At 72.9% G+C, this 24,964-nt stretch carries 25 protein-coding genes; 5 read left to right on the top strand and 20 right to left on the bottom strand.

Features of this window, described 5'->3' with window-relative positions; genetic code table 11:
* Nucleotides 1-155: 155 nt before the first annotated feature.
* The 12 genes from ACFY23_RS02685 to paaA form a co-directional block, all read right to left on the bottom strand.
* Nucleotides 156-386: a hypothetical protein gene (locus tag ACFY23_RS02685; RefSeq protein WP_350683170.1), complete on the bottom strand. Its 231-nt coding sequence runs from the start codon at nucleotides 384-386 to the stop codon at nucleotides 156-158.
* Nucleotides 387-451: 65 nt separating this feature from the next.
* On the bottom strand, nucleotides 452-1,162 hold the full coding sequence (locus ACFY23_RS02680; RefSeq protein ID WP_350683168.1) for a demethylmenaquinone methyltransferase: 711 nt from the start codon (nucleotides 1,160-1,162) through the stop codon (nucleotides 452-454).
* Nucleotides 1,163-1,270: 108 nt separating this feature from the next.
* Nucleotides 1,271-2,524 (bottom strand): cell wall anchor protein, encoded by a 1,254-nt coding sequence (locus ACFY23_RS02675; RefSeq protein ID WP_350683166.1) that lies wholly within the window; start codon nucleotides 2,522-2,524, stop codon nucleotides 1,271-1,273.
* A gap of 208 nt (nucleotides 2,525-2,732) precedes the next feature.
* Entirely contained in the window at nucleotides 2,733-3,905 is a 1,173-nt protein-coding gene (locus tag ACFY23_RS02670) for an LPXTG cell wall anchor domain-containing protein (RefSeq protein WP_350683164.1), read from the bottom strand.
* Nucleotides 3,906-4,245: 340 nt separating this feature from the next.
* Nucleotides 4,246-5,436: a cyclic dehypoxanthinyl futalosine synthase gene (gene mqnC / locus ACFY23_RS02665; protein ID WP_350683162.1), complete on the bottom strand. Its 1,191-nt coding sequence runs from the start codon at nucleotides 5,434-5,436 to the stop codon at nucleotides 4,246-4,248.
* A gap of 77 nt (nucleotides 5,437-5,513) precedes the next feature.
* Nucleotides 5,514-5,924: a type II toxin-antitoxin system VapC family toxin gene (locus ACFY23_RS02660; RefSeq protein WP_350683160.1), complete on the bottom strand. Its 411-nt coding sequence runs from the start codon at nucleotides 5,922-5,924 to the stop codon at nucleotides 5,514-5,516.
* The gene (locus tag ACFY23_RS02655) at nucleotides 5,921-6,199 is read right to left on the bottom strand and encodes a type II toxin-antitoxin system prevent-host-death family antitoxin (RefSeq protein ID WP_350683158.1); all 279 of its coding nucleotides are present in this window, start codon (nucleotides 6,197-6,199) and stop codon (nucleotides 5,921-5,923) included. Before ACFY23_RS02655 ends, ACFY23_RS02660 begins: the two co-directional genes overlap by 4 nt.
* 31 nt (nucleotides 6,200-6,230) lie before the next feature.
* Entirely contained in the window at nucleotides 6,231-7,340 is a 1,110-nt protein-coding gene (gene paaE, locus ACFY23_RS02650; protein ID WP_350683157.1) for a 1,2-phenylacetyl-CoA epoxidase subunit PaaE, read from the bottom strand.
* Nucleotides 7,337-7,813, bottom strand: a complete 477-nt coding sequence (paaD, locus tag ACFY23_RS02645; protein ID WP_350683191.1) for a 1,2-phenylacetyl-CoA epoxidase subunit PaaD — start codon at nucleotides 7,811-7,813, stop codon at nucleotides 7,337-7,339. Before paaD ends, paaE begins: the two co-directional genes overlap by 4 nt.
* Nucleotides 7,814-7,832: 19 nt before the next feature.
* Entirely contained in the window at nucleotides 7,833-8,558 is a 726-nt protein-coding gene (paaC, locus tag ACFY23_RS02640) for a 1,2-phenylacetyl-CoA epoxidase subunit PaaC (RefSeq protein ID WP_350683155.1), read from the bottom strand.
* Between the two features lie 76 nt (nucleotides 8,559-8,634).
* On the bottom strand, nucleotides 8,635-8,955 hold the full coding sequence (gene paaB, locus ACFY23_RS02635) for a 1,2-phenylacetyl-CoA epoxidase subunit PaaB (protein ID WP_350683153.1): 321 nt from the start codon (nucleotides 8,953-8,955) through the stop codon (nucleotides 8,635-8,637).
* Nucleotides 8,952-10,019 carry a 1,2-phenylacetyl-CoA epoxidase subunit PaaA gene (gene paaA, locus ACFY23_RS02630; RefSeq protein ID WP_350683151.1) on the bottom strand — a complete coding sequence of 356 codons (1,068 nt, stop codon included), beginning with the start codon at nucleotides 10,017-10,019 and terminating at the stop codon, nucleotides 8,952-8,954. Before paaA ends, paaB begins: the two co-directional genes overlap by 4 nt.
* A gap of 360 nt (nucleotides 10,020-10,379) precedes the next feature.
* On the opposite strand from paaA, the gene ACFY23_RS02625 reads away from it, so the two are divergent.
* Entirely contained in the window at nucleotides 10,380-11,333 is a 954-nt protein-coding gene (locus ACFY23_RS02625) for a hypothetical protein (protein WP_350683149.1), read from the top strand.
* Nucleotides 11,333-12,280 carry a hypothetical protein gene (locus tag ACFY23_RS02620; RefSeq protein ID WP_350683147.1) on the top strand — a complete coding sequence of 316 codons (948 nt, stop codon included), beginning with the start codon at nucleotides 11,333-11,335 and terminating at the stop codon, nucleotides 12,278-12,280. The genes ACFY23_RS02625 and ACFY23_RS02620 overlap by 1 nt, the downstream gene beginning before the upstream one ends.
* Before the next feature lie 33 nt (nucleotides 12,281-12,313).
* On the opposite strand, the gene ACFY23_RS02615 is transcribed toward ACFY23_RS02620, so the two are convergent.
* Complete coding sequence (locus ACFY23_RS02615) at nucleotides 12,314-13,165, bottom strand: menaquinone biosynthesis protein (protein WP_350683145.1); 852 nt, start codon at nucleotides 13,163-13,165, stop codon at nucleotides 12,314-12,316.
* Between the two features lie 282 nt (nucleotides 13,166-13,447).
* On the opposite strand from ACFY23_RS02615, the gene ACFY23_RS02610 reads away from it, so the two are divergent.
* Complete coding sequence (locus tag ACFY23_RS02610) at nucleotides 13,448-15,628, top strand: HelD family protein (RefSeq protein ID WP_387035522.1); 2,181 nt, start codon at nucleotides 13,448-13,450, stop codon at nucleotides 15,626-15,628.
* Nucleotides 15,629-15,645: 17 nt separating this feature from the next.
* Here ACFY23_RS02610 and ACFY23_RS02605 read toward each other — a convergent pair whose 3' ends face one another.
* The gene (locus ACFY23_RS02605) at nucleotides 15,646-16,377 is read right to left on the bottom strand and encodes a hypothetical protein (RefSeq protein ID WP_350683143.1); all 732 of its coding nucleotides are present in this window, start codon (nucleotides 16,375-16,377) and stop codon (nucleotides 15,646-15,648) included.
* Nucleotides 16,370-16,852, bottom strand: a complete 483-nt coding sequence (locus ACFY23_RS02600; RefSeq protein ID WP_350683141.1) for a sigma-70 family RNA polymerase sigma factor — start codon at nucleotides 16,850-16,852, stop codon at nucleotides 16,370-16,372. Before ACFY23_RS02600 ends, ACFY23_RS02605 begins: the two co-directional genes overlap by 8 nt.
* A 193-nt stretch (nucleotides 16,853-17,045) precedes the next feature.
* Between ACFY23_RS02600 and ACFY23_RS02595 the strand changes: the two genes are divergently transcribed.
* On the top strand, nucleotides 17,046-17,807 hold the full coding sequence (locus ACFY23_RS02595) for a VOC family protein (RefSeq protein WP_350683139.1): 762 nt from the start codon (nucleotides 17,046-17,048) through the stop codon (nucleotides 17,805-17,807).
* Nucleotides 17,808-17,863: 56 nt separating this feature from the next.
* On the opposite strand, the gene ACFY23_RS02590 is transcribed toward ACFY23_RS02595, so the two are convergent.
* The 4 genes from ACFY23_RS02590 to ACFY23_RS02575 all read right to left on the bottom strand — a co-directional run bounded on the left by ACFY23_RS02590 (nucleotide 17,864) and on the right by ACFY23_RS02575 (nucleotide 23,031).
* On the bottom strand, nucleotides 17,864-18,736 hold the full coding sequence (locus ACFY23_RS02590) for an ABC transporter ATP-binding protein (RefSeq protein ID WP_350683137.1): 873 nt from the start codon (nucleotides 18,734-18,736) through the stop codon (nucleotides 17,864-17,866).
* Nucleotides 18,733-19,836 carry an iron ABC transporter permease gene (locus ACFY23_RS02585; RefSeq protein ID WP_350818914.1) on the bottom strand — a complete coding sequence of 368 codons (1,104 nt, stop codon included), beginning with the start codon at nucleotides 19,834-19,836 and terminating at the stop codon, nucleotides 18,733-18,735. The genes ACFY23_RS02590 and ACFY23_RS02585 overlap by 4 nt, the downstream gene beginning before the upstream one ends.
* A gap of 13 nt (nucleotides 19,837-19,849) precedes the next feature.
* The gene (locus ACFY23_RS02580) at nucleotides 19,850-20,785 is read right to left on the bottom strand and encodes an ABC transporter substrate-binding protein (protein WP_350686564.1); all 936 of its coding nucleotides are present in this window, start codon (nucleotides 20,783-20,785) and stop codon (nucleotides 19,850-19,852) included.
* Nucleotides 20,786-21,144: 359 nt separating this feature from the next.
* Nucleotides 21,145-23,031 (bottom strand): M14 family metallopeptidase, encoded by a 1,887-nt coding sequence (locus tag ACFY23_RS02575; protein WP_350686562.1) that lies wholly within the window; start codon nucleotides 23,029-23,031, stop codon nucleotides 21,145-21,147.
* Between the two features lie 212 nt (nucleotides 23,032-23,243).
* Here ACFY23_RS02575 and ACFY23_RS02570 point away from each other — a divergent pair, with 212 nt between their 5' ends.
* Complete coding sequence (locus ACFY23_RS02570) at nucleotides 23,244-24,575, top strand: peptidase C39 family protein (RefSeq protein ID WP_350686561.1); 1,332 nt, start codon at nucleotides 23,244-23,246, stop codon at nucleotides 24,573-24,575.
* Nucleotides 24,576-24,645: 70 nt separating this feature from the next.
* Here ACFY23_RS02570 and ACFY23_RS02565 read toward each other — a convergent pair whose 3' ends face one another.
* The gene (locus ACFY23_RS02565; protein ID WP_350686560.1) at nucleotides 24,646-24,921 is read right to left on the bottom strand and encodes a DUF4229 domain-containing protein; all 276 of its coding nucleotides are present in this window, start codon (nucleotides 24,919-24,921) and stop codon (nucleotides 24,646-24,648) included.
* Between the last annotated feature and the right edge of the window lie 43 nt (nucleotides 24,922-24,964).

Raw genomic sequence — 24,964 nt, 5'->3', positions numbered from 1 at the left:
AATGCTTCACAAGCCAGACGGTGGGAGTCTATGACCGGCGTCATATCCACGCCGGATCAGGGGTACCTAACTTGCCGGAAACCCGCACGGCGGGGTCGGGACCGGGCATCGGCCGAGGTCAGGACTCCGGCGACGGCCGCGGTCGGCGCCGGGCGTCAGTGCCGGGCCGGAGCTGCCGCGCCCAGGCCGGCGTCGAGCCGGATCGCCTCGGGCAGGTGCTCGCGCAGCGCGCCGCCGGCGGCGCGGTCCAGCGCGGCCAGCACCTCGGCCACCACCTGGCGGACGTCGGCGGGATCCGCGCCGGCCAGCTCCCTGAGCTGCGCGATGAGTTCCGCGGCGTCGTCGTCGGTGGCCTCCGCACCGGCCGCCTGCTCTGGTCCCGTCATGGGGCGAGCTTACGGGGGCAAAGTGGACTAAAAACGGATATTCACGAAACAGTCGGCAGTGCCGGCTAGTCGCGGACCGCCCGGTGCAGTGCCGCCAGGCCGCCGGTCAGGTTCCGCCAGGCCACCGAGCCCCAGCCCGCCGCCTGGATCCGCTGCGCCAGGGCGGCCTGGTCCGGCCACGCCCGGATCGACTCGATCAGGTAGACGTACGCGTCGGGGTTGCTGGAGACCACCCGCGCCGCCGCCGGCAGCCACCGCATGAGGTACGACAGGTAGGCGGTGCGGAAGACGGCGTTGGTGGGGTGGCTCAACTCGCAGATGACCAGCCGTCCGCCGGGCTTGGTGACCCGGGCGAACTCCCGCAGCGCGGCCTCGGTGTCGACGACGTTGCGCAGCGCGAACGAGATGGTCACCGCGTCGAAGACGCCGTCGGCGAAGGGCAGCCGCAGCGCGTCACCGGCCAGCAACGGCACCGCCGGACGGGTGCGCTTGCCGGCGTGCAGCATGCCCAGCGACAGGTCGGCGCCGACCGCGTACGCCCCGGACCGGGCCAGTTCCTCCGTGGAGACACCGGTGCCCGCGCCCACGTCGAGCACCCGCTCGCCGGGGCGCAACCCGAGCGCCTCCCGGGTGGCCCGGCGCCACGCCCGGTCCCGGCCGGCCGTCATCACCGTGTTCGTCAGGTCGTAACGAGCCGCCACGCCGTCGAACATCGCGGCGACCTCGTGCGGCTGCTTGTCCAGGCCGGCGCGCTGGCCCTGCGGGGTACGGCTCACCCCTCCACTCTGCCAGCCCGGCTCGGGCCGACGCCCGGCGGGTCGGCCGGCCGGCGGGCACGCGACAGGGGCGGGGTGGCGCCCACCCCGCCCCTGTGCGGGCGTACGTCAGTCGGTCGACTTCTCGTCGCCCGGGGTGACCAGGACGACGTCGCGCCGCCGGGAGATCAGCAGCAGCGCGCCGCCGGCCAGCAGCACGGCCGCGCCGATGCCGCCGATCAGGCCGGCCTGCACGCCGGTCACCGGCAGCGGGCCCTCGTCGCTTCCGCCGCCGCCCGTGCCGCCGCCCGGGGTCGTGGTCGTGGTCGTGGTCGTGGTCGGGGTCGGGGTCGGGGTCGGCTCGCCGCTCGGGGTCGGGTTCGGCGTCGGCTGGGCCGACAGGTCCACGAACGCCTCGAAGGTCGCGTGGTTGTCCTTCGGCTCGGCCTCGGTGAAGTTCTTCCGCTGCGCCGGGCTGGCGACCCGCGGCTCCACCTCCGGCTCACCCTCGGCGGCGTCCAGCCCGTACGCGAAGAGGTCGCCCTCCCGGAGCACCGGCTCGGTGACGTCGTCGCCGACCTTCACCGTCACGTCGGCCGTGTAGTACTGCCCCCGGCGGATGACCGCACCGGCGTCCTCGCACAGCGCCCGCGCCCTGCCGAGGAACTCGTCCTCGACGCAGCCTTCCGGCAGCGTCACGAAGCTCACACCCGACGGGAGCATGAGGCCGTAGAAGACACCGGTAGCGGGCCGGCTGCCGTCGTTGTAGACCGCCCAGTCCAGCGGGACCGTCTCGCCCCGGCGCACGGGCTTCAGGTCGGGCTCGTCGGCCACCGCCCCGTCGACCACGACGTTGGCCTGGACGTCCTGCACCCAGGCGGTGAGGTCGTAGCCCGGCTTCGTCACGGTCACCGGCACCTCGATGGCCTTGTTGTTCGCCGGGTCCGGGTCGCCGTTCGCCGAGCTGACCGTTACCACCAGCACGCCGCCGTCGCCCCGGCCGCCGGTGCTGAACAGCGGGATGCCGAAGTCCTCGCTGGTGCCGCCCCGCAGATCGCCGAGGAGGCAGGTGAAGGTCTTGCCGGTCACCTCGCAGCCGTCCGGCACGACGTAGCCGACCCGCTTGGCCTTGAGGCCGCTGGTGTCGACCTCCACCGTGACGTCCTTGGCGTCGACGCCGTCGGTGAGGTTCTGGACGGTGAACTTGAACGGCTTGGCCTTCGCGGCCTTCACGCCCTTGGCCAACTGGTAGCTGGTCGGCGTCAGGGCGAGGTCCGCCTGGTCGGCGGCGTACGCCGGAACGGCGACGGTGGTCAGGCCGCCCGCCGCGAGCAGGGCCACGGCGCCGGCGCGGGCCAGGGCCGAGCGGTCGAACAGGGTCATCGATCCCCCGGGGGTTAGGGAAGAAACGGATGGTTGCGGAACCGAGCGGACCGTATCGAAGCTGGACGTGGCGCGCCAGCACGCGGATCGTCTTTCATCCGTCCGTCCAAACCGATCGAACGGACAGTGGGGGCGGGATGGTCACCCATCCCGCCCCCACTGCTGTGCGTTATGTGAACGACCCTCGCGGGTCGATGGAGGACGACCGTCAGGCCGTCGGCTTCTCGTCGCCCGGGGTCACCAGGACGACCCGACGCCGCCGCGCGATCACGAACATCACCGCGCCCGCGACCAGCACCGCGCCGCCGATCCCGCCGATCAGGCCGGTCTGCGGACCGGTCAGCGGCAGGCCCGGCTCCTCGCCGCCGCCGCCCGCGCCGCCCTTGGCGGTCACGACGACAGCGTACGCGTCGGTGTTGTCGGTGGCGTCCACGTCGGTGGCCGTCACCTCCTCGGCGTTGGCCGGGAGGGCGCTCTTGCCCGCGGCGCGGACGGTGGCCGCCTGGCTGCCGAGCGCCTCGACGGTGACCTGGCCACCGGTCAGGCTGCCGGCCTTGACGTCCTTGCCGACCGAGAGCAGGTGGTAGAACCGGCCGCCCGAGATCAGCTCGTCGCCGTCCTTGTCCTGCGACACCGGGATCAGGTCGGCGTCGCGGTAGGTGCAGACGAGCGAGGTCTTGCCGGAGTTGTACTCGCAGCCGTCCTCGGCCTCGGCGAAGGTCACGCCCTTGGGCAGCTTGACGCTGATCTTCAGCCCGGCGGCGGTGGCGTCGCCCTGGTTGAAGGCGGAGTAGATGAGCTGGGCGGTGTCTCCGGCGCGCAGGTCGCCGGCAACCGTGATCTTCTCGCCCTCGACCGTGACGGCCTTGGTCACGTCGCCCGCGACCACGGTCAGGTCCGGGCCGGTGCCCTCGACCTTGACCTTGACGGTCACCTCGTTGTTGGACTCGTCGGGGTCGGTGCCCTCGTGCAGGATGATGGCGCTGATCTCACCGGCGTCACCCGTCGCGTCGCCCTTGCGGGTCAGCGGGAAGCCCCAGTCGATGTCCCGGCCGGCGGGCAGGACGCCGCCCTCGATGCCGCACAGGATCAGACCGTCCTCGCGCGGGCTGCAGCCGCTCTCGTCGATGTCCACCTTGGTGGTGTCCAGCTTGCTGATGTCGAGACCGACCAGGATGCCCTTGGCGTCCACCTTGCTCTTGTTGAGCAGGGAGACGGTCGAGATCTTTTCGGGCGCGCCCACCGCGATGGTGGTGCCGGTCGCCTCGATGGCCAGGTCGGCCGAGTCGTCGGCCAGGGCCGGGGCGGCGAAGAGGCCCGCGGCCAGGATCCCGGCGGCGCCGGTGCCGGCGACGGCCAGCGCGCGGTTACGGAAGATCATGGAGAGTTCCCCCCGTTGGGGTGCAGGAAAGGTACGGCCGGGGACGTTAGCGGTCCGCGATCACCCCCGCCACCCCCGCCGTCGGCCGGGTTGAACAGTGCGGCTAAGAATCGCTTAAGGAATGCCCGGATTGATATGTCTTGCTGCTCACCGGCCGCCGGACGGCCGGCTGGACCGGCATCCAAATCGGCATCAACGGCTGGCAACCACTCACCCGATCGGCCGGTCAGTGACGCCGCCGCCGGTCACGCTGGGTCAACTCGGCGTTCACCGACCGGTCGACGGAAGGCAGACACCCCGCCGTGCGTCGACGGCGGGGTGTCTGGTGGTACGGCGTCGCTCAGCGGGCGTCGACCAGCGGAAGGGCCTTCCCGGCGCCGCCGCCCGGCAGCGCGATGGAGGAGAAGTGCGACACGACCCGCTCGTCGGTCGGGTCGTCGGCGGGGGTCCGGTGCACGGCCAACCGGTTGTAGAGGGTGTCCCGCTGGGCGGGGATCCGGTCCGCCGAGCGGATCATGCCGATCAGCTCGTGCAGGTTGGAGCGGTGCCGCGCGCCGGCGGAGGAGATGACGTTCTCCTCCAGCATGATCGAGCCGAGGTCGTCCACGCCCATGTGCAGTGCGAGCTGCCCGACGTCCTTGCCGGTGGTCAACCAGGACGCCTGCAGGTGCGGCACCGTCTCGAAGAAGAGCCGGGCCACCGCGACCAGCCGCAGGTATTCCAGGGTGGTGGCCTGCGTGCGGCCCTTGAGGTGGTTGTTCTCCGGCTGGTACGTCCACGGGATGAACGCCCGGAAGCCCCCCGTGCGGTCCTGCACGTCGCGGATCATCCGCAGGTGCTCGATCCGCTCGGCGGCGGTCTCGCCGGTGCCCATCATCATCGTGGCGGTCGACTCGACGCCCTGCCGGTGCGCCAGCTCCATGACCTCCAGCCAGCGCTCGCCCGACTCCTTCAGCGGTGCGATCGCCGTGCGGGGACGCGCGGGCAGCATCTCCGCGCCGGCGCCGGCGATGGAGTCCAGCCCGGCCGCCTTGATCCGGGCGATGGCCTCGTCCAGGCTGACGCCGGAGACCTTGGCCATGTGCAGGATCTCGCTCGGGCCGATGGAGTGGATGGCGAGCTGCGGGTACGCCTTCTTGACCGAGGAGAACAACTCCTCGTAGTACTCCACGCCGTAGTCCGGGTGGTGCCCGCCCTGGAGCATGACCTGGGTGGCGCCCAGCTCGACCGCCTCGCCGCAGCGGCGCAGGATCTCCTCGGTCGGGTGGGTCCAGCCCTCCTTGTGCTTGGGGGCCCGGTAGAACGCGCAGAACTTGCACGCCGTCACGCAGACGTTGGTGTAGTTGATGTTGCGGTCGATCAGGTACGTGACGACGTTGTCCGGATAGCGCCGACGCCGTACGGCGTCGGCCGCCTCGCCCAGGGCGTGGAAGGGCGCCTCGGTGTAGAGCAGCAGGGCCTCCTCGGGCGTGATCCGCCCACCGTCCGCGCCGCGCTGCAGGATGTCGTCGATCTCCCGGCTCACCGTCACGCCTCCGAGGGTACGCCCGCCGGCCGGCCCGACCGCCTCGGGCCGGCCGGCTGCGGCTCACCCCACAGCCGCCGCGGTCAGCCCTGTCCCGGGCTGGCGACCGGCAGACCGACAGCCTTCGCTGCGTCGAGCAGCCGACGGTCGTACGTGACGAAAGCGACGAAGTCGGCGCCCGCCTGGCGGGCGAGGATCTCCGCCGTGGCCAGGTGGATGGCATCCAGGCTGCGCAGAAGCGGTTCGGCGTACGCGCCGGCAGCGGCGCGGACGGTCGCGTCGATTTCGACCCGGTAGAGACGGGACAGGACAGTGGGCACGCCCACCAGCGCCTGCGGGGCGGCGCGACGGAGAGCTCGAGGCACCTCGACCTCGACCAGGGCCGACGCCACCAGCGACGTCCCGGACCGTTCGTTGAGCCAGCCGACGAGCTGCTCGGTCCCCGGCTCGCGACGGAGGAGCTTGATGACCGCCGCCGAGTCGAGATAGATCACCAGCGCTCCTCTGCGCGCGACTCGGCGAGGGCGGCTGCGGCATCGATGGTGGGGTCACCGAGGACCGGCGGCATCGGCAGTGGCCCGGTCGAGGTCGGGGCGGTGGCACGCCCCTCGGCGACCAGCCGACCCAGGAGGGCGTCACCGGCCACGATGGGAACGAGTCGGGCGATGGGCTCGCCCCGGTCGGTCACCTCGACCGTCTCACCCGCCCGCACCCGGGCCAGCACCTTGCTGGTGTGCTGGTTCAGCTCCCGAACGGCGATCTGCTCCACGGGACGAGTGTAGAACAAGTTGTCCTACAGGTCACGCGTCGTAGTCGACCGTGAGCCTGTCGGTGGTCGGGCTGGACTGGCAGGTGAGGACGTAGCCGGCGGCCACCTCGTCCGGCTCCAGGGCGTAGTTGCGGGCCATCGTGACCGCGCCGTCGACGACCTTGGCCTTGCAGGTCGAGCAGACCCCGCCCTTGCAGGCGTACGGCAGCTCGCCGCGGACCTTGAGCGCCGCGTCCAGCACCCGCTCGTCGCGGCCCATCGTGAAGCTCGACGAGCGGCCGTCCAGCACGATGGTCACCTCGGCGCCGGCCCCCGGCTCGTCGGCGGGGCGTCGCGGCGGGGCCGGGGCCTCGTCGACGTGGAACAGCTCCGTGTGGACCGCCGACTCCGGCACCCCGCGCCCGGTGAGCACCTCCCGGGCGTCCACCACCATGCCGTACGGGCCGCAGAGGAACCACTCCTCGATGGCGTCGCCGGGGACGATGGTGTCCAGCAGCCGGCCCAGCCGGTCGGCGTCGATCCGGCCGGAGAGCAGCGGGGACTCGCCCTGCTCGCGGGAGAGCACGTGCACCAGGTGCAGCCGCGTCGGGTAGCGGTCCTTCAGGTCGGCCAACTCCTCGGCGAACATCACCGTGTTGGCCGTGCGGTTGCCGTACACCAGGGTGAAGGTGCTGGCCGGCTCGACGGCGAGCGCCGTCGCGGCCAGCGCGAGCACCGGGGTGATCCCCGAGCCGGCGACCACCGCGCCGTAGTGGCGGGCCCGGTCCGGCGCGAACGCCGTGGTGAAGTGCCCGAGCGGCGGCAGCACCTCGACCGTGTCGCCGCCGCGCAACGCGCCGCAGGCGAACGCGGAGAACGCCCCGCCCGGGATCTCCCGCACGCCGATCCGCAGCCGGCCGTGCCGGGCCAGGTCCTCCGGCGTGGAGCAGATGGAGTACGACCGGCGCACGTCCTCCCCCGCGTCGGTGGCGCGCCGGACGGTGAGGTGCTGGCCGGCGGAGAACGCGAAGGTCTCCCGCAGCTCCGGCGGCACCGCGAAGGTGATCGCCACGGCGTCGTCGGTGAGCCGGTCGACGGCGGCGACGGAGAGCGGGTGGAAGACGGGCCGGCGGCGGACCGGGCGGGTGATGGTGACAGTCACAGCGCCTTCAGGTGGTCGAAGGGTTCACGGCAGGAGCGGCAGCGCCAGAGCGCCTTGCACGCGGTGGAGCCGAAGCGGCTGACCTGCTCGGTCTCCGCCGAGCCGCAGCGCGGGCAGCGGACGGTGAGGGTCAGCGGCACCACGCCGCCGGTGCGGACGGGGGCCGGCGGGGCGATGCCGGCGGCGGCGAGCTTCGCCCGACCGGCGTCGGAGATCCAGTCGGTGCTCCACGCCGGGCTGTAGACGGTGCGCACCTCGGCGTCGGGGTGGCCGGCGGCGGCCAGGGCCCGGCGGATGTCGGCGCGGATCACGTCCATCGCCGGGCAGCCCGTGTAGGTGGGGGTGATGGTGACGACGACCCGGCCGGTGGCCGGGTCCTCGTCGACCGCCCGCAGGATGCCGAGGTCCGCGATGGTGACGACCCGGATCTCCGGGTCCACCACCGCAGCCACGGCCTCCCTCGGGTTCACCAGCGCCGCCTTCCGTCCGCGCTCACCAGTTCGCTCCGGGGTAAGCGCGGTGCAGCACCTGCATCTCGGCGAGCAGGTAGGACAGGTGCTCGGTGTGCACCCCGGCCCGCCCGCCGGCCGGTGCCCAGCCGCCCTGCGGCCGGGTCAGCGTGGCCTCGTCCAGCACGGCGGAGACGGTCGCGTCGAAGTCGGCCCGCAGGGTGGCCGGGTCGACCGGCGCCGCCGGGTCCGCCGCGAACAGTTCGTGGACGTACGGCCAGACCTGCTCGACGGCCGCCTGCATGCGCCGGTGCGACTCCTCGGTGCCGTCACCCAGCCGCTTCACCCACAGGGAGGCGTGGTCGAGGTGGTAGGCCGACTCCTTGCGGGCCTTGGCCCCGATCGCGGCCAGCCGCTCGTCGGCGCAGCCGGCCAGCGCGGTGTAGAGCGGGAGCTGGTACGCCGAGAGGAAGAGCAGCTTCGCCATGGTGACCGCGAAGTCGCCGTTCGGCAGCTCCACGAGGAGGCAGTTGCGGAACTCCCGGTCGTCGCGGAGGAACGCCAGCGCGTCCTCGTCCCGGCCGGCGCCCTCCAGCTCGCCCGCGTACGACAGCAGGAGCCGGGCCGCGCCGAGCTGGTCGAGGGCGATGTTCGCCAGCGCGATGTCCTCCTCCATCTCCGGCGCGCGGGTGGTCCACTCGGCCAGCCGCTGCGCCGCGATCAGCGCGTCGTCGCCGAGGGCGAGGGTGAAGTCGAAGGGGCCGGTCACGCCGCCACCTCGCTCCGCTCGGCGGCGGCGCGACGCGCCCCGGTGCTGAGCCGAATGGTTCGCTCGCTGCGCTCGCTCACAGGTGGGCCACCCCGTCCGGCACCTCGTAGAAGGTGGGGTGGCGGTAGACCTTGTCGGCCGCCGGGTCGAAGAAGGCGTCCTTCTCGTCGGGGCTGGACGCGGTGATCGCGCCCGCCGGCACCACCCAGATGGAGACGCCCTCCTGGCGGCGGGTGTAGAGGTCCCGCGCGTTACGCAGGGCCAGCTCGGCGTCGGGGGCGTGCAGGCTGCCGACGTGGGTGTGCGACAACCCGCGCCGCGCCCGCACGAAGACCTCCCACAAGGGCGAAGGACCGCTCACGCCGCGCTGGTCCGTTCGCTCGCTACGCTCGCTCACGCCGCCACCTTCTCCTTCTTCTCCGCCCGCTTCGCGGCGTACGCCGCGGCGGCCTCCCGCACCCAGGCGCCGTCGGTGTGGGCGCGGCGGCGGTGCTCCGCCCGCTGCCGGTTGCACGGCCCGTCGCCCTTGATCACCCGCATCAGCTCGTCGTAGTCCGGCTGGGTGAAGTCGTACGACTGCCGGGACTCGTTCCAGCGCAGGTCCGGGTCGGGGATGGTCAGGCCGAGGATCTCGGCCTGCTGCACGCACATGTCCACGAAGCGCTGGCGCAGCTCGTCGTTGGAGAACCGCTTGATCTTCCAGGCCATGGACTGCGCCGAGTGGGTGGAGTCGGTGTCCGGCGGGCCGAACATCGCCAGCGACGGGTACCACCAACGGTCGACCGCGTCCTGCGCCATCGCCTTCTGCGCCGGGGTGCCGTGCGCCAGCGTGTGCAGGATCTCGTAGCCCTGCCGCTGGTGGAACGACTCCTCCTTGCAGACCCGGATCATCGCGCGGGCGTACGGCCCGTAGGAGCAGCGGCAGAGCGGCACCTGGTTGACGATCGCGGCGCCGTCCACCAGCCAGCCGATCGCGCCGACGTCGGCCCAGGTCAGCGTCGGGTAGTTGAAGATCGAGCTGTACTTCTGCCGGCCGCTGAGGAGCAGCTCGACCAGTTCGTCCCGGCTGATCCCGAGGGTCTCCGCGGCGGCGTAGAGGTAGAGGCCGTGGCCGGCCTCGTCCTGGACCTTGGCCAGCAGGATCGCCTTGCGCTTGAGCGAGGGGGCGCGGCTGATCCAGTTCCCCTCCGGCTGCATGCCGATGATCTCGGAGTGCGCGTGCTGGGCGATCTGCCGGATCAGCGTCTTGCGGTACGCCTCGGGCATCCAGTCTCGCGGCTCGATCTTCTGGTCGGCGTCGATGACCTCCGCGAAGTACGCCGCGAGGTCCTCGTCAGGGCCGGGAGCACCGGCGCGCCGCCCCCGCTCGGCGGCCTCCCGCAGCGCCGCCTCCGCCGCCTCGACCTCGCCGAGCAGGCCACCGCCGGGTGCGTCCTCGGCGGAGAAGTCGTTGCCATACATGGGGTCAAGTGTTACAGCTTGCAACTCGCCGCACCAGAGGTGTGTAACAGGTTTCCGAGGACGGTTCGGGACGGGACGGCGGCTCCCCTGCGGTCGTAAGCTATGACTTGGGTCACGAGGCGAAGGTGAATTCCCCCAATGGCCGCATAGCGGTCCGATATCCCGCCTTCATGGCAAGTTGCCAGGTGTCATGTTCTGGCGTGCCGCCGATCCGCACGTAGACTTCCCCCGGTCACACCGATCGGCTGCCGACGATCGCCCCAGGAACACGGAGGCCGCACCCCCGGCCTCGGCGAGCCGCCGATCCGTCCGGACAACAAGCCGGTCCCCCCGGCCCTGACATCTGGAGCTCACCCACTCATGCGATCCCGCGTGACCCTGGTGCTCGCCGTCGTGGCGGTCCTCCTCGGTGGCGGCCTGCTCGTGCCCGCCGCGTACGCCCGACTCGCCGGCGACGACGCCGCGGGCGGCAGCGGCGGCGGCAGCGTCGCGGCGCCCGCGCCCACCCCGCCCCCGCCGCCGACCCTGGCCGCCGGCCCGGTGTCGGTGAACTTCAAGGGCGAGTTCTTCTCGTGGGCCCTGATGGACCGCGAGACCGGCGAGATCTCCGGCAGCAAGAACATGGCATCGACCAGCTCCACCGAGTCGATGATCAAGGCCTGGTTCGCGGCCGACTACCTTCGCCAACTCGGCGACAAGCCCGTGCCGGCCGAGCGGAAGAAGCAGATCTCCGCCGCCATCCGGAACAGCGACGACGACGCCGCCAACGCCCTCTACAGCGCGGTGGGCCGCGCCGAGACGATCAAGCGGATGACCAGCACCTGTGAGCTGACCGACACCAAGCCGGGCAACGTGCCGGGCTACGTGGGCTGGTGGAGCTTCACCCGGATGTCCCCCCGCGACGCCGTCCGGCTGGGCGACTGCATCGGCGACGGCACGGCCGCCGGCCCGAAGTGGACCAACTACCTGCTGGACGAGATGAGCAAGGTCAAGGGCACCACCGCCGCCAAGGACCAGAAGGCCCGCTCCGGCGGCGGCCGCTGGGGCATCATCGACGGGCTCCCCCAGTCGATCCTCAGCCAGGGCCCGGTCAGCATCAAGAACGGCTGGACGCCGCTGAACTACGACGGCAACTGGCACGTGAACTGCCTCGCGGTCACCGACAAGTGGAGCCTGGCGGTGATGCTGCGCTACCCGCAGAAGAGCGGGCTGGACTACGGCGCGCAGACCTGCGCCTCGGTCGCCAGCCAGTTGGTGACCCCGCAGCCCGGCGCCGCCCTCAAGGTGCCGCAGCAGCCGGTCGGGAAGCTCTGATGGCCGGGCAGCGCCGGGAGGACCGGCGCGGCGACGCCTCCCCCGTCAAGCTGATCGCCGTCGCGGTGATCCTGGTCGGCCTGGTGCTCGTGTCCCTGCGGCTGATGCCGGGCTCGCCGTTCGAGTCCACCGCCGTCGCCAAGTGGGGAGAGCCAGCCGCGCCGGCCGACCGCGGCGCGAGCACGCCGAGCGACCGAAGCACGCGGGAGTCGCCGTCGCCGTCGCCCAGCCCGACGCCGGAGCCGCTGCCGTTCGAGGCGAAGGACCTCGACCTGGACATCGAGGGCTGGTACTCCTGGAGCGTCCTCGACCGCCGGACCGGCGAGATCATCGGTTCGGACAACATGGACGAGACCAGCACCACCGCCTCGCTGATCAAGGCCTGGATCGTGGCCGACTACCTGCGCCGCGCCGCCGACGCCGGCCAGACGCCGAGCGACGCCAAGCTCGCCGACGCCACGAAGATCATCCGGGACAGCGACAACACCCGGGCCGAGCAGTTCTACAACACCGTCGGCCGGTCCGCCTCGATCAAGCGGCTGATCTCGCTGTGCGAGCTGACCGACAGCAAGGTCGCCCCCGACGGCGGATGGAGCCGTACGGCGCTCTCCCCCCGCGACACCGCGCGGATGGGCGCCTGCATCGCCGACGGCCGGGCAGCCGGTCCGACGTGGACGGACTGGCTGCTCAAGGAGATGCGACTGGTCCGGGGGGCCGGCGACTTCGGCATCCGCAAGGCGTTCCCGGCCGCGGAGCGCAAGACCATCGCCATCAAGAACGGCTGGATCGACCGGACCAGGGAGCAGGAGATGCACATCAACTGCCTGGCCATCGGCGACACCTGGACGATGGGCGTGATGGTCCGCTACCCGATCGGCAAGGGCTACGAGTACGGCATGAAGAACTGCCAGACGATCACGGAAGCCCTTCTCCGCGACCCCACCTGACCCCTCGCCGCCGCCGATCGGGGCGGGCGGGGGTCAGCCCGTGAAGAAGTCGGGACCCGTGTCGGGCAGGGACGGGGCGGCGCCGAGGGCGGCGGCGCGGCGCGCGAACTCGCGCAGGCCGGCCACCTGGCGGTCGCCGAGCGAGAAGTCCAGTGCCCGGAAGTACGTCGCCAGGGTCTCCGCGTCGAACGGCTCCCAGCGCGCGCCCGCCTCGGCGACCTGATCCAGCTCCGAGAGGCAGAGGTCCCGGGAGCGCAGGAACGCGTCGTGCACCTCCTTGACCAAACCGGGGTGGGCGGCGGCGAAGTCCCGGCGTACGGCCCACACGGCGAAGACCATCGGCAGGCCGGTCCACTCCCGCCACGCCTGCCCGAGGTCGGTGACCTCCAGCCCGAGCTTCGGCGCCTCGTAGAGCGCGCGCAGCGCCACGTCACCGATCAGCACCCCGGCGTCGGCCTCCAGCAGCATCTGGGTCAGGTCCGGCGGGCAACGGAAGTACTCGGGATTCACCCCGTACCGCTCGCCGAGCAGGAGCTGGGCCAGGAGGACGCCGGTCCGCGAGGTCGAGCCCAGCGCCACCTTGCCGTGGTCGAGCTCGGCCAACGGCCGGGTGGAGACGAGGTTGACCGACAGCACCGGGCCGTCGCTGCCGACCGCCAGGTCGGGCAGGAGCAGCAGCTCGTCGGCGTGGCGCAGGTACTCCACCTGCGTGATCGGGCCGATGTCCAGGTCGCCGGCGACCAGCGCGGCGCTCAGCCGGTCCGGCGAGTCCTTGTGCAGGTCGACGTCGATCAGGGCGCCGGAGCGCATCAGCCCCCAGTAGATCGGCAGGCAGTTCAGGAACTGGATGTGCCCGACCCGGGGGCGTGCGACGTGCTCAGCCATACCCCGACCGTATCCCCGCGTTCCGCCCGCGGCTCAGCGGGTCGGCGCCTGAGTGGCCAACCCCGCACCCGGCCCCGCCCCGGCACCCGAGACCGCTGCGCCGGGACGCCGGGCCGGAGGGCGGACAATTCGGTGGAGCGGGAGCCGGTGTGCGCGTAGGCTGACAGGTCGCTTGACGGCCAGGGTGAGGTGAGCACCGCATCGGACGTCCCGCGCCGGGGGCCGGCCATCCGCCCGCCGGACACGCGAGCGATCAGCAGATGACCTCGATGAGGATTCAGCGTGACCGCAGTCGACCTCCACCTCGACACCGACCTCGCCGCCGAGCGCGAGCACCTCGCCACCTCCCGGGCCGCCCTGGCCCGGATGCGGAAACGCGCCGAGGCCCTCTTCGCCACCGGCGACCAGGTTGCCGGCGACGCCTACGCCGCCGAGACGCTCGGGCGCACCCTGGCCCGCCGGGTCGCCGAACTCGCCGACGACCCGACCACGCCGCTCTTCTTCGGCCGCCTCGACTTCGGCCCGGCCATGGACGGCGCGCCCGTCGACACGTCCACCGACAGCACCCCCGGCGGCAGCGACGACGGGGCGGGCCCCGGGCACGCCGACCACGCCGGCCGGCGCTACCACGTGGGGCGGCGGCACGTCACCGACGAGCGGGGCGAGCCGCTGGTGCTGGACTGGCGGGCACCCGTCTCCCGGTCGTTCTACCGGGCCAGCGCCCGCGACCCGCAGGGTGTGGCGGTACGACGCCGCTTCGGGTTCAGCAACGGGACGCTCACCAGCTTCGAGGACGAGCACCTCGACCGGGGCGAGGAACTCGGCACGGCCAGCCGGATCCTGACCGCCGAGATCGAGCGGCCCCGCGTCGGGCCGATGCGCGACATCGTCGCCACGATCCAGCCGGAGCAGGACGAGCTGGTCCGGGCCGACCTGGCCGACTCGATTTGCGTGCAGGGCGCGCCGGGCACCGGCAAGACGGCGGTCGGCCTGCACCGGGCCGCGTACCTGCTCTACCTGCACCGGGAGCGGCTGCGCCGCGCGGGTGTGCTGATCGTCGGGCCGAACCGGGCCTTCCTGTCGTACATCGCGGCGGTGCTGCCGGCGCTCGGCGAGGTCGAGGTCGAACAGGCCACGGTGGAGGACCTGGTCGCCCGGGTGCCGGTGCGGGCGGTCGACGACCCGGCGGTGGCGGCCGTCAAGCACGACGTGCGGATGGCCGAGGTGCTGCGCCGGGCCGTCGACGCGCACATCGGCGAGCCGACCGAGCCGATCATGGTCTCGGACGGCTCCTACCGGTGGCGGATCGGGCTGGACCCGCTGCACCGGCTGGTCGAGGAGACCCGCCGGGAGCGGCTGCCGTACGCCACCGGGCGGGAACGCGTCCGGGCCCGGGTGGTGGCCCTGCTCCAGCGGCAGGCCGAGGCGCGGCGCGCCGAGTCGCCGAGCGACGCCTGGCTGCGCCGGATGGGCAGGTGCGCGCCGGTCGCCGCCTTCCTCGACGCGGTCTGGCCGGCGCTCACCGCGGAAGGGCTGGTGCACCGGCTGCTCACCGACGCCGAGCTGCTGGCCGCCAGCGCCGGCGGGCTGCTGACCGCCGACGAGCAGGCGCTGCTGCGCGGGACGGCCACTCCGGACGGGACGCCCGACGCGGTGGCGGCGGATGCCCCGCGTCCGGCGCGCCGCCCCGCCACGGCCGGGACGAAGCTCGGGCGCACCCCGAAGGCCACGAAGTGGACGGCCGCCGACGCGGTGCTGATCGACGAGGCGGCCGGGCTGATCGAGCGGCCGGCCGGCTTCGGCCACGTGGTGGTCGACGAGGCGCAGGACCTGTCCCCCATGCAGTGCCGGGTGATCGCCCGGCGCAGCGAGCACGGGTCGATCACGCTCCTCGGCGACCTGGCCCAGGGCACCGCCCCGTGGGCCGCCGCCGACTGGCGGGAGTCCCTGCGCCACCTGGGCAAGCCGGACGCGGTGGTGGTCCCGCTGACGGTCGGCTTCCGGGTGCCCGCCGCCGTGGTCGCGTTCGCCAACCGGCTGCTGCCGGCGCTCGCCGTCGACGTGCCGCCGGCGGAGTCGCTGCGCCGCGACGGCGCGCTCGACGTGCGTACCGTCGACGACCTGACCGCCGCGACGGTGGCCGAGGTGCGCGCGGCGCTGGCGTTCGACGGCTCGGTCGCGGTGATCGCCGCCGACGACGCGGTCGACGGGCTGCGGGCCGCCCTCGCCGCCGCCGGGGTCGAGACCGCGACCGTCGACGACCCGGCCGCCGCGACGCGCGTCACGGTGGTGCCGGCGACGCTGGTCAAGGGCCTGGAGTACGACCACGTCGTCGTCGTCGAGCCGGCGGCGATCGTGGCGGCCGAGCCGCGCGGCCTGCACCGGCTCTACGTGGTGCTCACCCGGGCCGTCTCCCGCCTCGCCGTGCTGCACGCCGCGCCACTGCCCGCGCCGCTCGGCTGACCGGCCGTCAGCAGGCGTCAGTACCCGTACGCCGGCGCCCGCATCAGCACCGCGCCGTCGGCGCCGAGCACGGTGATCTCCGTGAACTCGACGGCACTGGTGGTCCAACTGTCGGCCCGGACTATGTACGTCCCGTTGACCACCGGCGCCTCGACGCTGTACCCGCGGTCGGTCCGCACCCGCACCCGCGTCGCGCCCTCGGGCGCGAGCCCCTCCATCACGCTCGCGTACCCGAGGGGGAGATCACTCAGGGTGAGCACGGTCATGCCGCCGGCGACGGCGCAGGTGCGCGGCGGACAGTACAGCGGGTCCTGCCCCGGGTCCATGTGGCTGCTGCTCGAAATCCTGAGGTCCTCCCCGGGACGGGCCATGCAATAGGCGAGATCGGTGCCGTTGACGACGATGGCGGCGCGGCGTCCGTCGCGCCACTCCACGGCGTTGACCAGCCGGTCGCCCTGGCCGCCCACCCGGCACTGGGCCAGCGCGTCGGCGCGTTCCGGCTCCGCCATCGCGGTCAGCGGCCGGCCCGGCCCGGCGTCGCCGAACAGGCGCGGCCCGACCTGCCACAACCCGACCCCGACGACCAGCACGAACGCGGTGGCCAGGGCGGTGGCCAGGATGCCCGGCCAGCCGCGTCGCGCGCGGCCCTCGGCCCGCTGGACGATCTCGCCCAGCGGGGTGACCGGCAGCCGCTCGTCGGCGAGCAGCCGGTCGAAAGCGTCACGGAGCTGCTGTGTCGGGTCAGTCATCGAGATGCTCCCTGAGGGCGGCGAGTCCACGGTGCAGGAGGGTCTTGACGGTGCCGGCGGGGCAGCCGAGCGTCTCGGCGATCTCCCGCTCCGGCAGGTCGAGGTAATAGCGGAGGAACAACGCGGCGCGCTGCCGGGGCCGGATCCGGCGCAGCGCCGCCCGTACCGACGCGGACTCGTGCGGCACCGTGACCGGGTGCGTCGGGTCGGCGAAGGCGTGCCGCCGTTCGAGGATGCGCCGTCGTACCCAGGAGGTGCAGCGGCTGGCCACCGCCCGCCGCAGCCAGCGCTCCGGTTCCCGCACCTGGGCACGGCGGCGATACAGGTCGATGAACGCCTCCTGCACTATGTCCTCCGCCGCGGTGGCGCTACCCGTGGTGAGGTACGCGAACGCCACCATCCCGCGGAAGTGCCGCTCGTACGTCGTCCCGAAGACGTCGTCCGCGACGTCCGCGAGCGCTGTCCGGCCTGTCATGCCCACTCCGCTCCCGCCCGCCGTCGAAGCGGGCGACACCGTACAGGCGCACGACGGCCGGCGACGGTTTCAGCCATCGGCACCCCACTAGGGTGGATTGGTTCGTCCGATCCGCCCCCGGGCGCGGCGGGTCGGTGCCACGATGCCGGCAGGGGCGCGCCGTCGTGGTCGCCCCCCGCCGAGAGGGGTCGACGTGAGCACCGTCCCGCCGGGCACACCCTGCTGGGCCGACCTCGCCACCCCCGGTCTCGCCGACGCGCGGCGGTTCTACCCGGAGCTGTTCGGGTGGACGGGCCGGATCGACCCGGAGCCCGAGGCGGGCGGCTACACGGTCTTCCTGCTCGGCGGCCGGGCGGTGGCAGGCGCGGGACCGCCGGCCATCCCCGACCAGGTGCCGATCTGGTCGACGTACGTGGCGACGGACGACGCGGACCTCGTGGCCGGCCGGGTCGAGCGGGCCGGCGGGCAAGTGGTGGTGCCGCCGTTCGAGGTCTTCGACCGGGGACGGATGGCGGTCTTCGCCGACCCGGCCGGGGCCGCCTTCAGCGTCTGGCAGCCGATGGCCATGCCCGGGGCCGAGGTGTTCGACACCCCGGGCGCGCTGACCTGGACCGAGCTGGTCACCCCCGACCCGGACGGTGCCAAGGTCTTCTACGAGTTGGTCTTCGGCTGGCACCCGGACGACCAGCCGGCAGGCCCCGTCACCTACACCGGCTGGCGGCTCGGCGCCCGGATCGTGGCCGGCATGGTGCCGCCGCTCGGCGACGGGTTCCCCGCGGACACGCCCGCGTACTGGTCGGTGTACTTCGCGGTGGCCGACGCCGACGCGGCCGCCGCCCGCGCCGCCGAACTCGGCGGCACCATCCTCGTCCCACCCCAGGACGCCCCGGCGGGCCGCTTCGCCGCCCTCCGCGACCCCCACGGCGCCCTCTTCAACATCCTCACCCGCCCCTGATCCTGTCGATCACGCGGTTGTGGTGCCCCGCAGCAGAGGCGGGGCGGGCGCGCAGGTCAGGAGCGGGGGCGGACGGGGACGACCAGGGGGCCGTGGTCGCCGTCGACGACGCGGACGGTGGCGCGGTACCAGGTGGCGAGGAGCTGCTCGGTCAGCACCTCGCGCGGGGTGCCGGCGGCGACCACCCGGCCGTCGGCGAGGAGCACCATGCGGTCGGCGTACTCGCCGGCTATCGAGAGGTCGTGCATGGTGGCGAGCACGGTCAGGCCGTGCTCGCGCCGGAGCCGGTCGACCAGCTCCAGCACCTCCTGCTGGTGGCCGATGTCCAGGGCGCTGGTCGGCTCGTCCAGCAGCAGCAGGGTCGCGCCCTGGGCCAGCGCCCGGGCCAGGAAGACCCGTTGCCGCTCGCCGCCGGAGAGGGTGGCCAGCTCCCGGTCCCGGAACCCGGTCAGGTCCAGCCCGTCGAGCACGTCGTACGCGGCCGCCAGGTCGGCGGCCGACTCCCGGCCCAGCGGCGGGATGTAGGGGGTGCGGCCGAGCAGCACGTAGTCGAGCACCGTCATGCCGGCCGGCACGACCGGGGACTGCGCCACGGTCGCCACCACCCGGGCCCGGTCGCGGCGGCGCAGCGCCTCGCTCGGCGTACCGAAGAGGGAGATGGCGCCCGGCGCGGGCAGCAGGCCGCCGACGGCGCGCAGCAGGGTCGACTTCCCGGCGCCGTTCGGGCCGATCACGGTGACCCACTCGCCCGGGGCGACGGTCAGGTCGACGCCGCCGAGGATCGGCGTGCCGTCCAGGCGGACGTGCAGGTCACGGACCTCGACGGCGGCGACGGCGAGCCCGGTCGTCCGGTCACCGCCGTCCGCCGGCCGCGGCACGGCTCCCGCGCCCGCCACCGGCCGTGGCGCCGGCGCACGTCGCGCGCTCATCCGAGCACCCGCCGGGAGGTACGCAGGACCAGCACGAAGAACGGGCCGCCGAGCAGCGCGGTGACCACGCCGATCGGCACCTCCGCCGGGGCGGCGACGGTACGCGCGACCACGTCCGTCAGGGCCAGGAAGGCGCCGCCGAAGAGCAGCGAGAGCGGCAGGATCACCCGGTAGCTCGACCCGGCCAGCAGCCGTACGGTGTGCGGCACGATGATCCCGACGAAGCCGATCAGCCCGGAGGCGGAGACGGCGGCGGCGGTGCCGAGCGAGGCGGCGGCGATCAGCAGGTAGCGGGACCGCTGCGGGTGCAGCCCGAGGCCGGTCGCCTCGTCGTCGCCCACGGAGAGCACGTCCAGCTCCCGCCGGTGCAGCAGCACCACCAGGGCGGTGACGAGGAAGTACGGGAGCACCAGCCGGACGTCGTGCCAGCCGGCGGTGGCGAGCCGCCCGAGCAGCCAGGAGTAGACCTGCTGGATGCTGTCGGAGTTGCGTTGCAGCAGGTAGGTCTGCCCGGCGGAGAGGAACGCGGAGACGGCCACGCCGGCCAGGATCAGCGTCGCCGTGGAGCGGGCGCGCCCGCCGGACGCCCCGAGCAGGTAGGTCATCGCCACCGCGCCGAGAGCGCCGACGAACGCGGCCAGCGGGATGGTGAGCGGCAGCCCGGTGAGCGCGCCGCCCGCCCCCACCCCGAGGGTGATCACGGCGGTGACCGCCAGCCCGGCCCCGGCCGCCACCCCGAGCAGGTACGGGTCGGCCAGCGGGTTGCGGAACACGCCCTGGTAGCAGCCGCCGGCCAGGGCGAGCAGCCCGCCGACCAGCAGGCCGAGCACCACCCGGGGCAGCCGCAGCTCGGTGACGATGGCGATCTCCCGCTCGGTCAGCCCGCTGTCGATGCGTACCCCGGGAAGGAGGTTGAGCAGCTCGGCCGCGACGCTGCCCGGCGGCAGGCTGACCGGGCCGAGCGACACCCCGGCGACCAGGGCGACCAGCACGGCGGCGACGCCGGCCACGAGCCAGCGCCGCCGCAGCCCGGCGGGCCGGGACGCGGGGAGCGTCCCGGCCCGCCGGGTGGGTCGTGCCGTGTCGGGGGCCTTGGTCATCGACGGGCGCGGCTCACGCGGGCACCTTGGCGACCGCGTCGATGACGGCCCGGAGCAGGTCCACGACGCGGGGGCCCCAGCGCGAGGCGATGTCGTCGTCGAGCGCGACGACCTGGTTGTTCTTGACCGCGGTGATGCCCGCCCAGCCGGCGCGCGCCTTGACCGTGTCCGCGCTCTGCTGGCAGCACTTGGTGTCGGCGAGGAAGACGAAGTCGGGGTCCGCCTTGACGATGACCTCCTGGGAGAGCTGCGGGTAGCCGCCGTTCTTGCCGTCGGCGTCGGCCGGGTCGGCGATGTTCTCCAGGCCGGCCATCGCGTAGAGCGAGCCGATGAAGGTCTTGCTGGTGGCGGTGTACAGCTCCGGGCCGAGCTCGTGGTAGTAGGTCAGCTTCTCGGCGCGCTGCGGCAGGCCGGCGACCAGCTTGGCGATGTCGTCCTTCATCCGCTTGGTCACGTCGGCCGCCTCGGTCGCGTGGCCGGTGAGCGCGCCCAGCTCGGTGATCTGCCGGTACGAGTCGTCCAACGTGGTCGCGGCCGGAGTGAGGTAGACCGGGATCTTCAGCGTGGTGAGCTGCTCGACGATCTTGTTGCGGTCGTCCGAGATCACCACCAGGTCGGGGCTCTTGCCGGCGATCGCCTCGGCGTTCGGGGAGAAGCCGGAGAGGTCGGTCTTCGGCGCGTCCGGCGGGTAGTTCGAGTTGTCGTCGACGGCCGTGACCTGCGGGCCGGCCCCGATCGCGAAGAGCATCTCGGTGGCCGACGGCGACAGCGACACGATCTTCTCGGGTCGCTTGTCGAGGGTGACCTTGCCGACGGTCACCGGGTAGGCGGCCGCCGCGGAGCTGCCGCCGGCGGCGGGCGTGTCGGTGGTCTTCTCGGCACAGGCGCCGAGGGCCAGCGCGGCCACCGCGAGGGTCGCGGCGAAGAGCCGGGGGGTACGTCTGAGCATCTGTCCTCCTGTCGGTCGAGGAGCGTGGTGCTTCGCCGACAGGGACCTCGTGCGCCCGTCCGCGAGGCGCCCTTCCTCGAGAGCGCGAGTCGCGACCACTGACGCAGGCGACCTGGCTCGTCCCCGCCGCGCCGGCCTCGGCCGGGAGCGGTGGGGCATCACAGTTGCGGGACAGCGCCGGTTTCGCACCGGCTTCGCTGCTAGTGGTCGGTAGAACGGTAGCGCACGCCCCGGACGTGCCTCGTCGATCCAGGTCGCATCGGCGCTTGTTGATCTACAACAGCAGCGATATGCCCTGGATCGACGCGTGCTGGGGGGTGGTGGGGCCCCGCCGGGGGCGGTACGGGGCCCCACCGGGCTCAGGAACTGGTGATGGTGACGTTGTCCACAGCCGCCTCGACCAGGCTCGCCCCCGAGGCGTCGGCCGCCTCGACCAGGATCCGCACGGACTGGCCGGCGTACGGGGTGAGGTTGGCGTTCGCCACGGCCCAGGCGCCGTTGCGGTTGGTGGCCGCCCCGGACTGGGTGAACAGGGCCGTGGTGCCGCCGTTGTGCACCACGCTGACCCGGAAGTAGTCGGCCGACGAGGCGTTCGAGCCGTGGGCCAGGTACCAGGCGAGCGAAAGGGTCAGCGTGCCCGAGGACGGCAGGGTCACCGCCGGCGACCGGGCGCTGGTCACGCCGCCGTCGACGTCGTAGTCGCCCGCCCCGGTGCCGGCCAGCCGGCCGGTGACCAGGTCGTTGCTCCCGCCGTACGGGGTGAGCTGCTTGGCGCCGCTGGAGGTGGTGGCCTGCGCGGCGCCCCGCTCCCACGCCCCGACGGTCGCGGTGTCGGTGCCGTTCGGGTTGGTGGTCCACCCGGTGGCCGTCTCGAAGGTGTCCGACCAGACCGTGGTGCCGCCGCCACCGCCGCCGCAGTACTGCGCCTCCTTGCCGATGACCCGGTACGGGCAGTCGGCGTACTCGCTGAGCAGCAGGACCGCCTCCCGGTTGCGCGAGGTCTGGGCGGGGATCACCTCGTCGGGCGGGTAGAAGCCGCCACCGAAGGCCGAGCCCGGATACATCTCGAAGGTGTACGCCCAGATGCCGTGCTGCCCCCACATCCAGTCGATACTGTCGCCGTCGGTGATGTAGAGGTCGCTGGACTGCTGCGGGGTGTAGCCGTTGGTGTTCGCCATCTGCTGGCCGAGGGTGGCGAAGGTGTTGTACTGGTCGGCGCTCATGCCGGGAGCGGTGTTGTTGTACGTGTAGCCGAACGGCCAGAGCACCAGCTCCGAGTACGTGTGGAAGTCGATGTTGGCCTTGATCTGCTGCGTGCCGCCGACCACCCGGCTGTTGACGAAGTTCCGCAGCGCCTGGGTCTCCGGCGCGGAGAACGCCGACGGGCCCCGGTAGGTCTCCGACGAGGTGGAGCCGGACGAGCCGCCGCAGCAGCCCCACTGGTAGGACCAGTTGCGGTTCAGGTCGGTGCCCACGTACGTCGAGCCGCTGTTCGGCTGCCGGTTCTTGCGCCAGGAGCGGTAGGAGCCGGTGGCGATGTCGTACTCGCTGCCGTCCGGGTTGACCGTCGGCACGATCCAGATCTCCCGGCCGTTGACGATGTTGGTGATCCGGGAATCCGTGCCGTAGCTGTCGGTGAAGAGGTTGAGCAGGTAGATCGCCATCTCGACGGTCAGGTGCTCGCGGGCGTGCTGCTGCGAGTTGAACAGGATCTCCGGCTCGGCCTCGTCGGTGCCGACGTTGTCGGAGATCTTCACCGCCATCAGGTCCCGGCCCTCGTACGAGGAGCCGATGCTGATCTTCCGGGCGATCGACGGGTGGTCCGCGACCACCTGGTTCACCACGGCGGTCAGTTCGGCGTAGTCGTGGTAGTTGGAGTCGGCGGGCGGGAAGGCGGTCGTGCCGACGTCCCCCTCATCGTGGCCGTGGCTGTGGCCGTCGGCCGACGGGGCCGGGACCGCCTCCAGCCGGAAGCCGAGCCGGGTGATCGCCGCCGCCTCGGCGGGGGTGGCCGAGACGTTCAGCACGCCGTGCTCGACGTAGTCGATGGCGGCGCCGGTGCCGGCGACCGCGGTGCGGTCGGCGACCGTACGCGGACCGAGCACCCGGTAGGACGCCGTCGGGGAGTCGGCGTGCTCGGGTGCCGGCCGGGCGGTGGCCGGCGCGGCGGCGACGGTGAGCAGGCCGAACCCGGCGGCGACGGCGAGCGCCAGGCGGCGGCGGAGGGCGGGGTTGCGGAAGGCCATGGACAACCTCCTCGGAGGGCGGGAGAAGATCCCGCTCGGTGGAGGACACTCCACCACCGCTCACATGGTCATATCAATATTCATCGCTGCCTTGTTGCATGCCATCCTGATCCTCACACCGGCAAGGATTTTCCAACCGTCGACCTCTGGCGAAAGTTCCTTCCGAGCGGGACACTGACCGGCAACGATCCGCCTGTCCCTGCGGAGGACCCATGTCCAGACCACGCCTGCGTGCGGCCACCCTCGCGGCCGCCACCGCGCTCACCCTTCTCGGCACCGCGGCGCCCACCGTCGCCGCGCCCGTCGCGAGCACCGTCGTCCACGACGAACAGATCACCTACCACGACTGGGCCGGCGAGACCGACTGGCGCTCCGGCACCGCCGCCGGCACCGTCGTCACCCCCGCCGGCCTCACCCTCGGCACGCCGGTCGGCACCACCGCCTACAAGGACCCGCACGACAAGACGAAGCGGACCTGGGCGTACGGGACGTGGACGTCCCCGGTCACCGCCGTCGGCTTCGACGCCACCGAACTCATCGCCTCCTGGAACGCGGACACCCCGGCCGGCACCTGGATCCAGGTCGAGCTCCAGGGCACCTACAGCACCGGCGGCCAGACCCCCTGGTACGTGATGGGCCGCTGGGCGTCCGGCGACGCCGACATCAAGCGGACCAGCGTCGACAAGCAGGGCGACAAGTGGTCCAGCATCTGGACCGACACGTTCTCGATCAACGACGAGGCCGCCGGCGTGCTGCTCCGGGCGTACCAGCTGCGGCTGACCCTCCACCGCGACCCGGCCGCCACCGCCTCGCCGGTGGTCCGGATGCTCGGCGCGATGAGCTCGAACGTGCCCGACCGGTTCACCGTCGAGCCCAGCGCCGGCGGGATCGCCTGGGGCCGGGAACTCGCCGTCCCCCGCTACTCGCAGAACATCCACTCCGGCCACTACCCCGAGTACGACGGCGGCGGCCAGGCCTGGTGCTCCCCCACCTCCACCACCATGGTGATCGAGTACTGGGGCCGGAAGGCGTCCGAGGAGGACACCGCCTGGGTCGACCCGACCTACCCGGACCCGACGGTCAACCACGCCGCCCGGATGGTCTACGACTACCAGTACGACGGCGCGGGCAACTGGCCGTTCAACACCGCGTACGCCGCCAGCTTCCCCGGCCTCGAGGCGCGGGTGACGCGACTGCACTCGCTGGACGAGGTGGAGCGCTTCATCGCCGCCGGCATCCCCGTCGTCACCAGCCAGTCCTTCCTCGCCAGCGAGCTGGACGGGGCGAACTACGGCACGTCGGGGCACCTGTTCGTGGTGGTCGGCTTCACCGCCGACGGCGACGTGATCGTCAACGACCCGGCCTCGTCCAGCAACGACGTCGTGCGCAACGTCTACCCGCGCGAGCAGTTCGAGCAGATCTGGCTGCGTACCAAGCGGATCACCGCCAGCGGCGGAACGGCCGGCGGCCCCGGCGGCGTGGTCTACCTGATCAAGCCCACCGACGTCCCGTGGCCCCAGGTCCCCGGCTCCACCAACTGGTGACCTGACCGCCCGACGCCACCGTTCGAGGGGTTCGCGTCACCCGGGTCCGCCCGGTGACGCGGGCCCCTCGTCACTTCTCGGCGGCGGGGCCGTCCGGCTCCTGGTCGTCGCCGGCCAGGGCGGAGCGGAGGCGCTCCTTCTCGGTGCGGCGCCGCTCGGCGGCCTCGGCCATCTCCACGGCCATCTCGTCCCGCCACCCCTTGAGCAGGAAGAACGAGGCGGCGGCCGAGAAGGCCAGCGCCAGCATCAGCTTGACGAAGAGGTTGATGTCCACCAGCCAGAGGGCCGCCAGCACGGCGACGAACAGCCCGATCCGGCCCAGCGTGTACTTGACCGCCGCGCTCACGTTCCGCACTCCGTTCTCCGCCGCCGGGGTGGCCCGGCGGAAG

It is taken from the genome of Micromonospora sp. NPDC000121 (assembly GCF_042899165.1).
Classification (GTDB): Bacteria; Actinomycetota; Actinomycetes; order Mycobacteriales; family Micromonosporaceae; genus Micromonospora.
The sequence above is the reverse complement of the archived record's forward strand: the minus strand, read 5'-3'. Positions and strand labels throughout refer to the sequence as shown.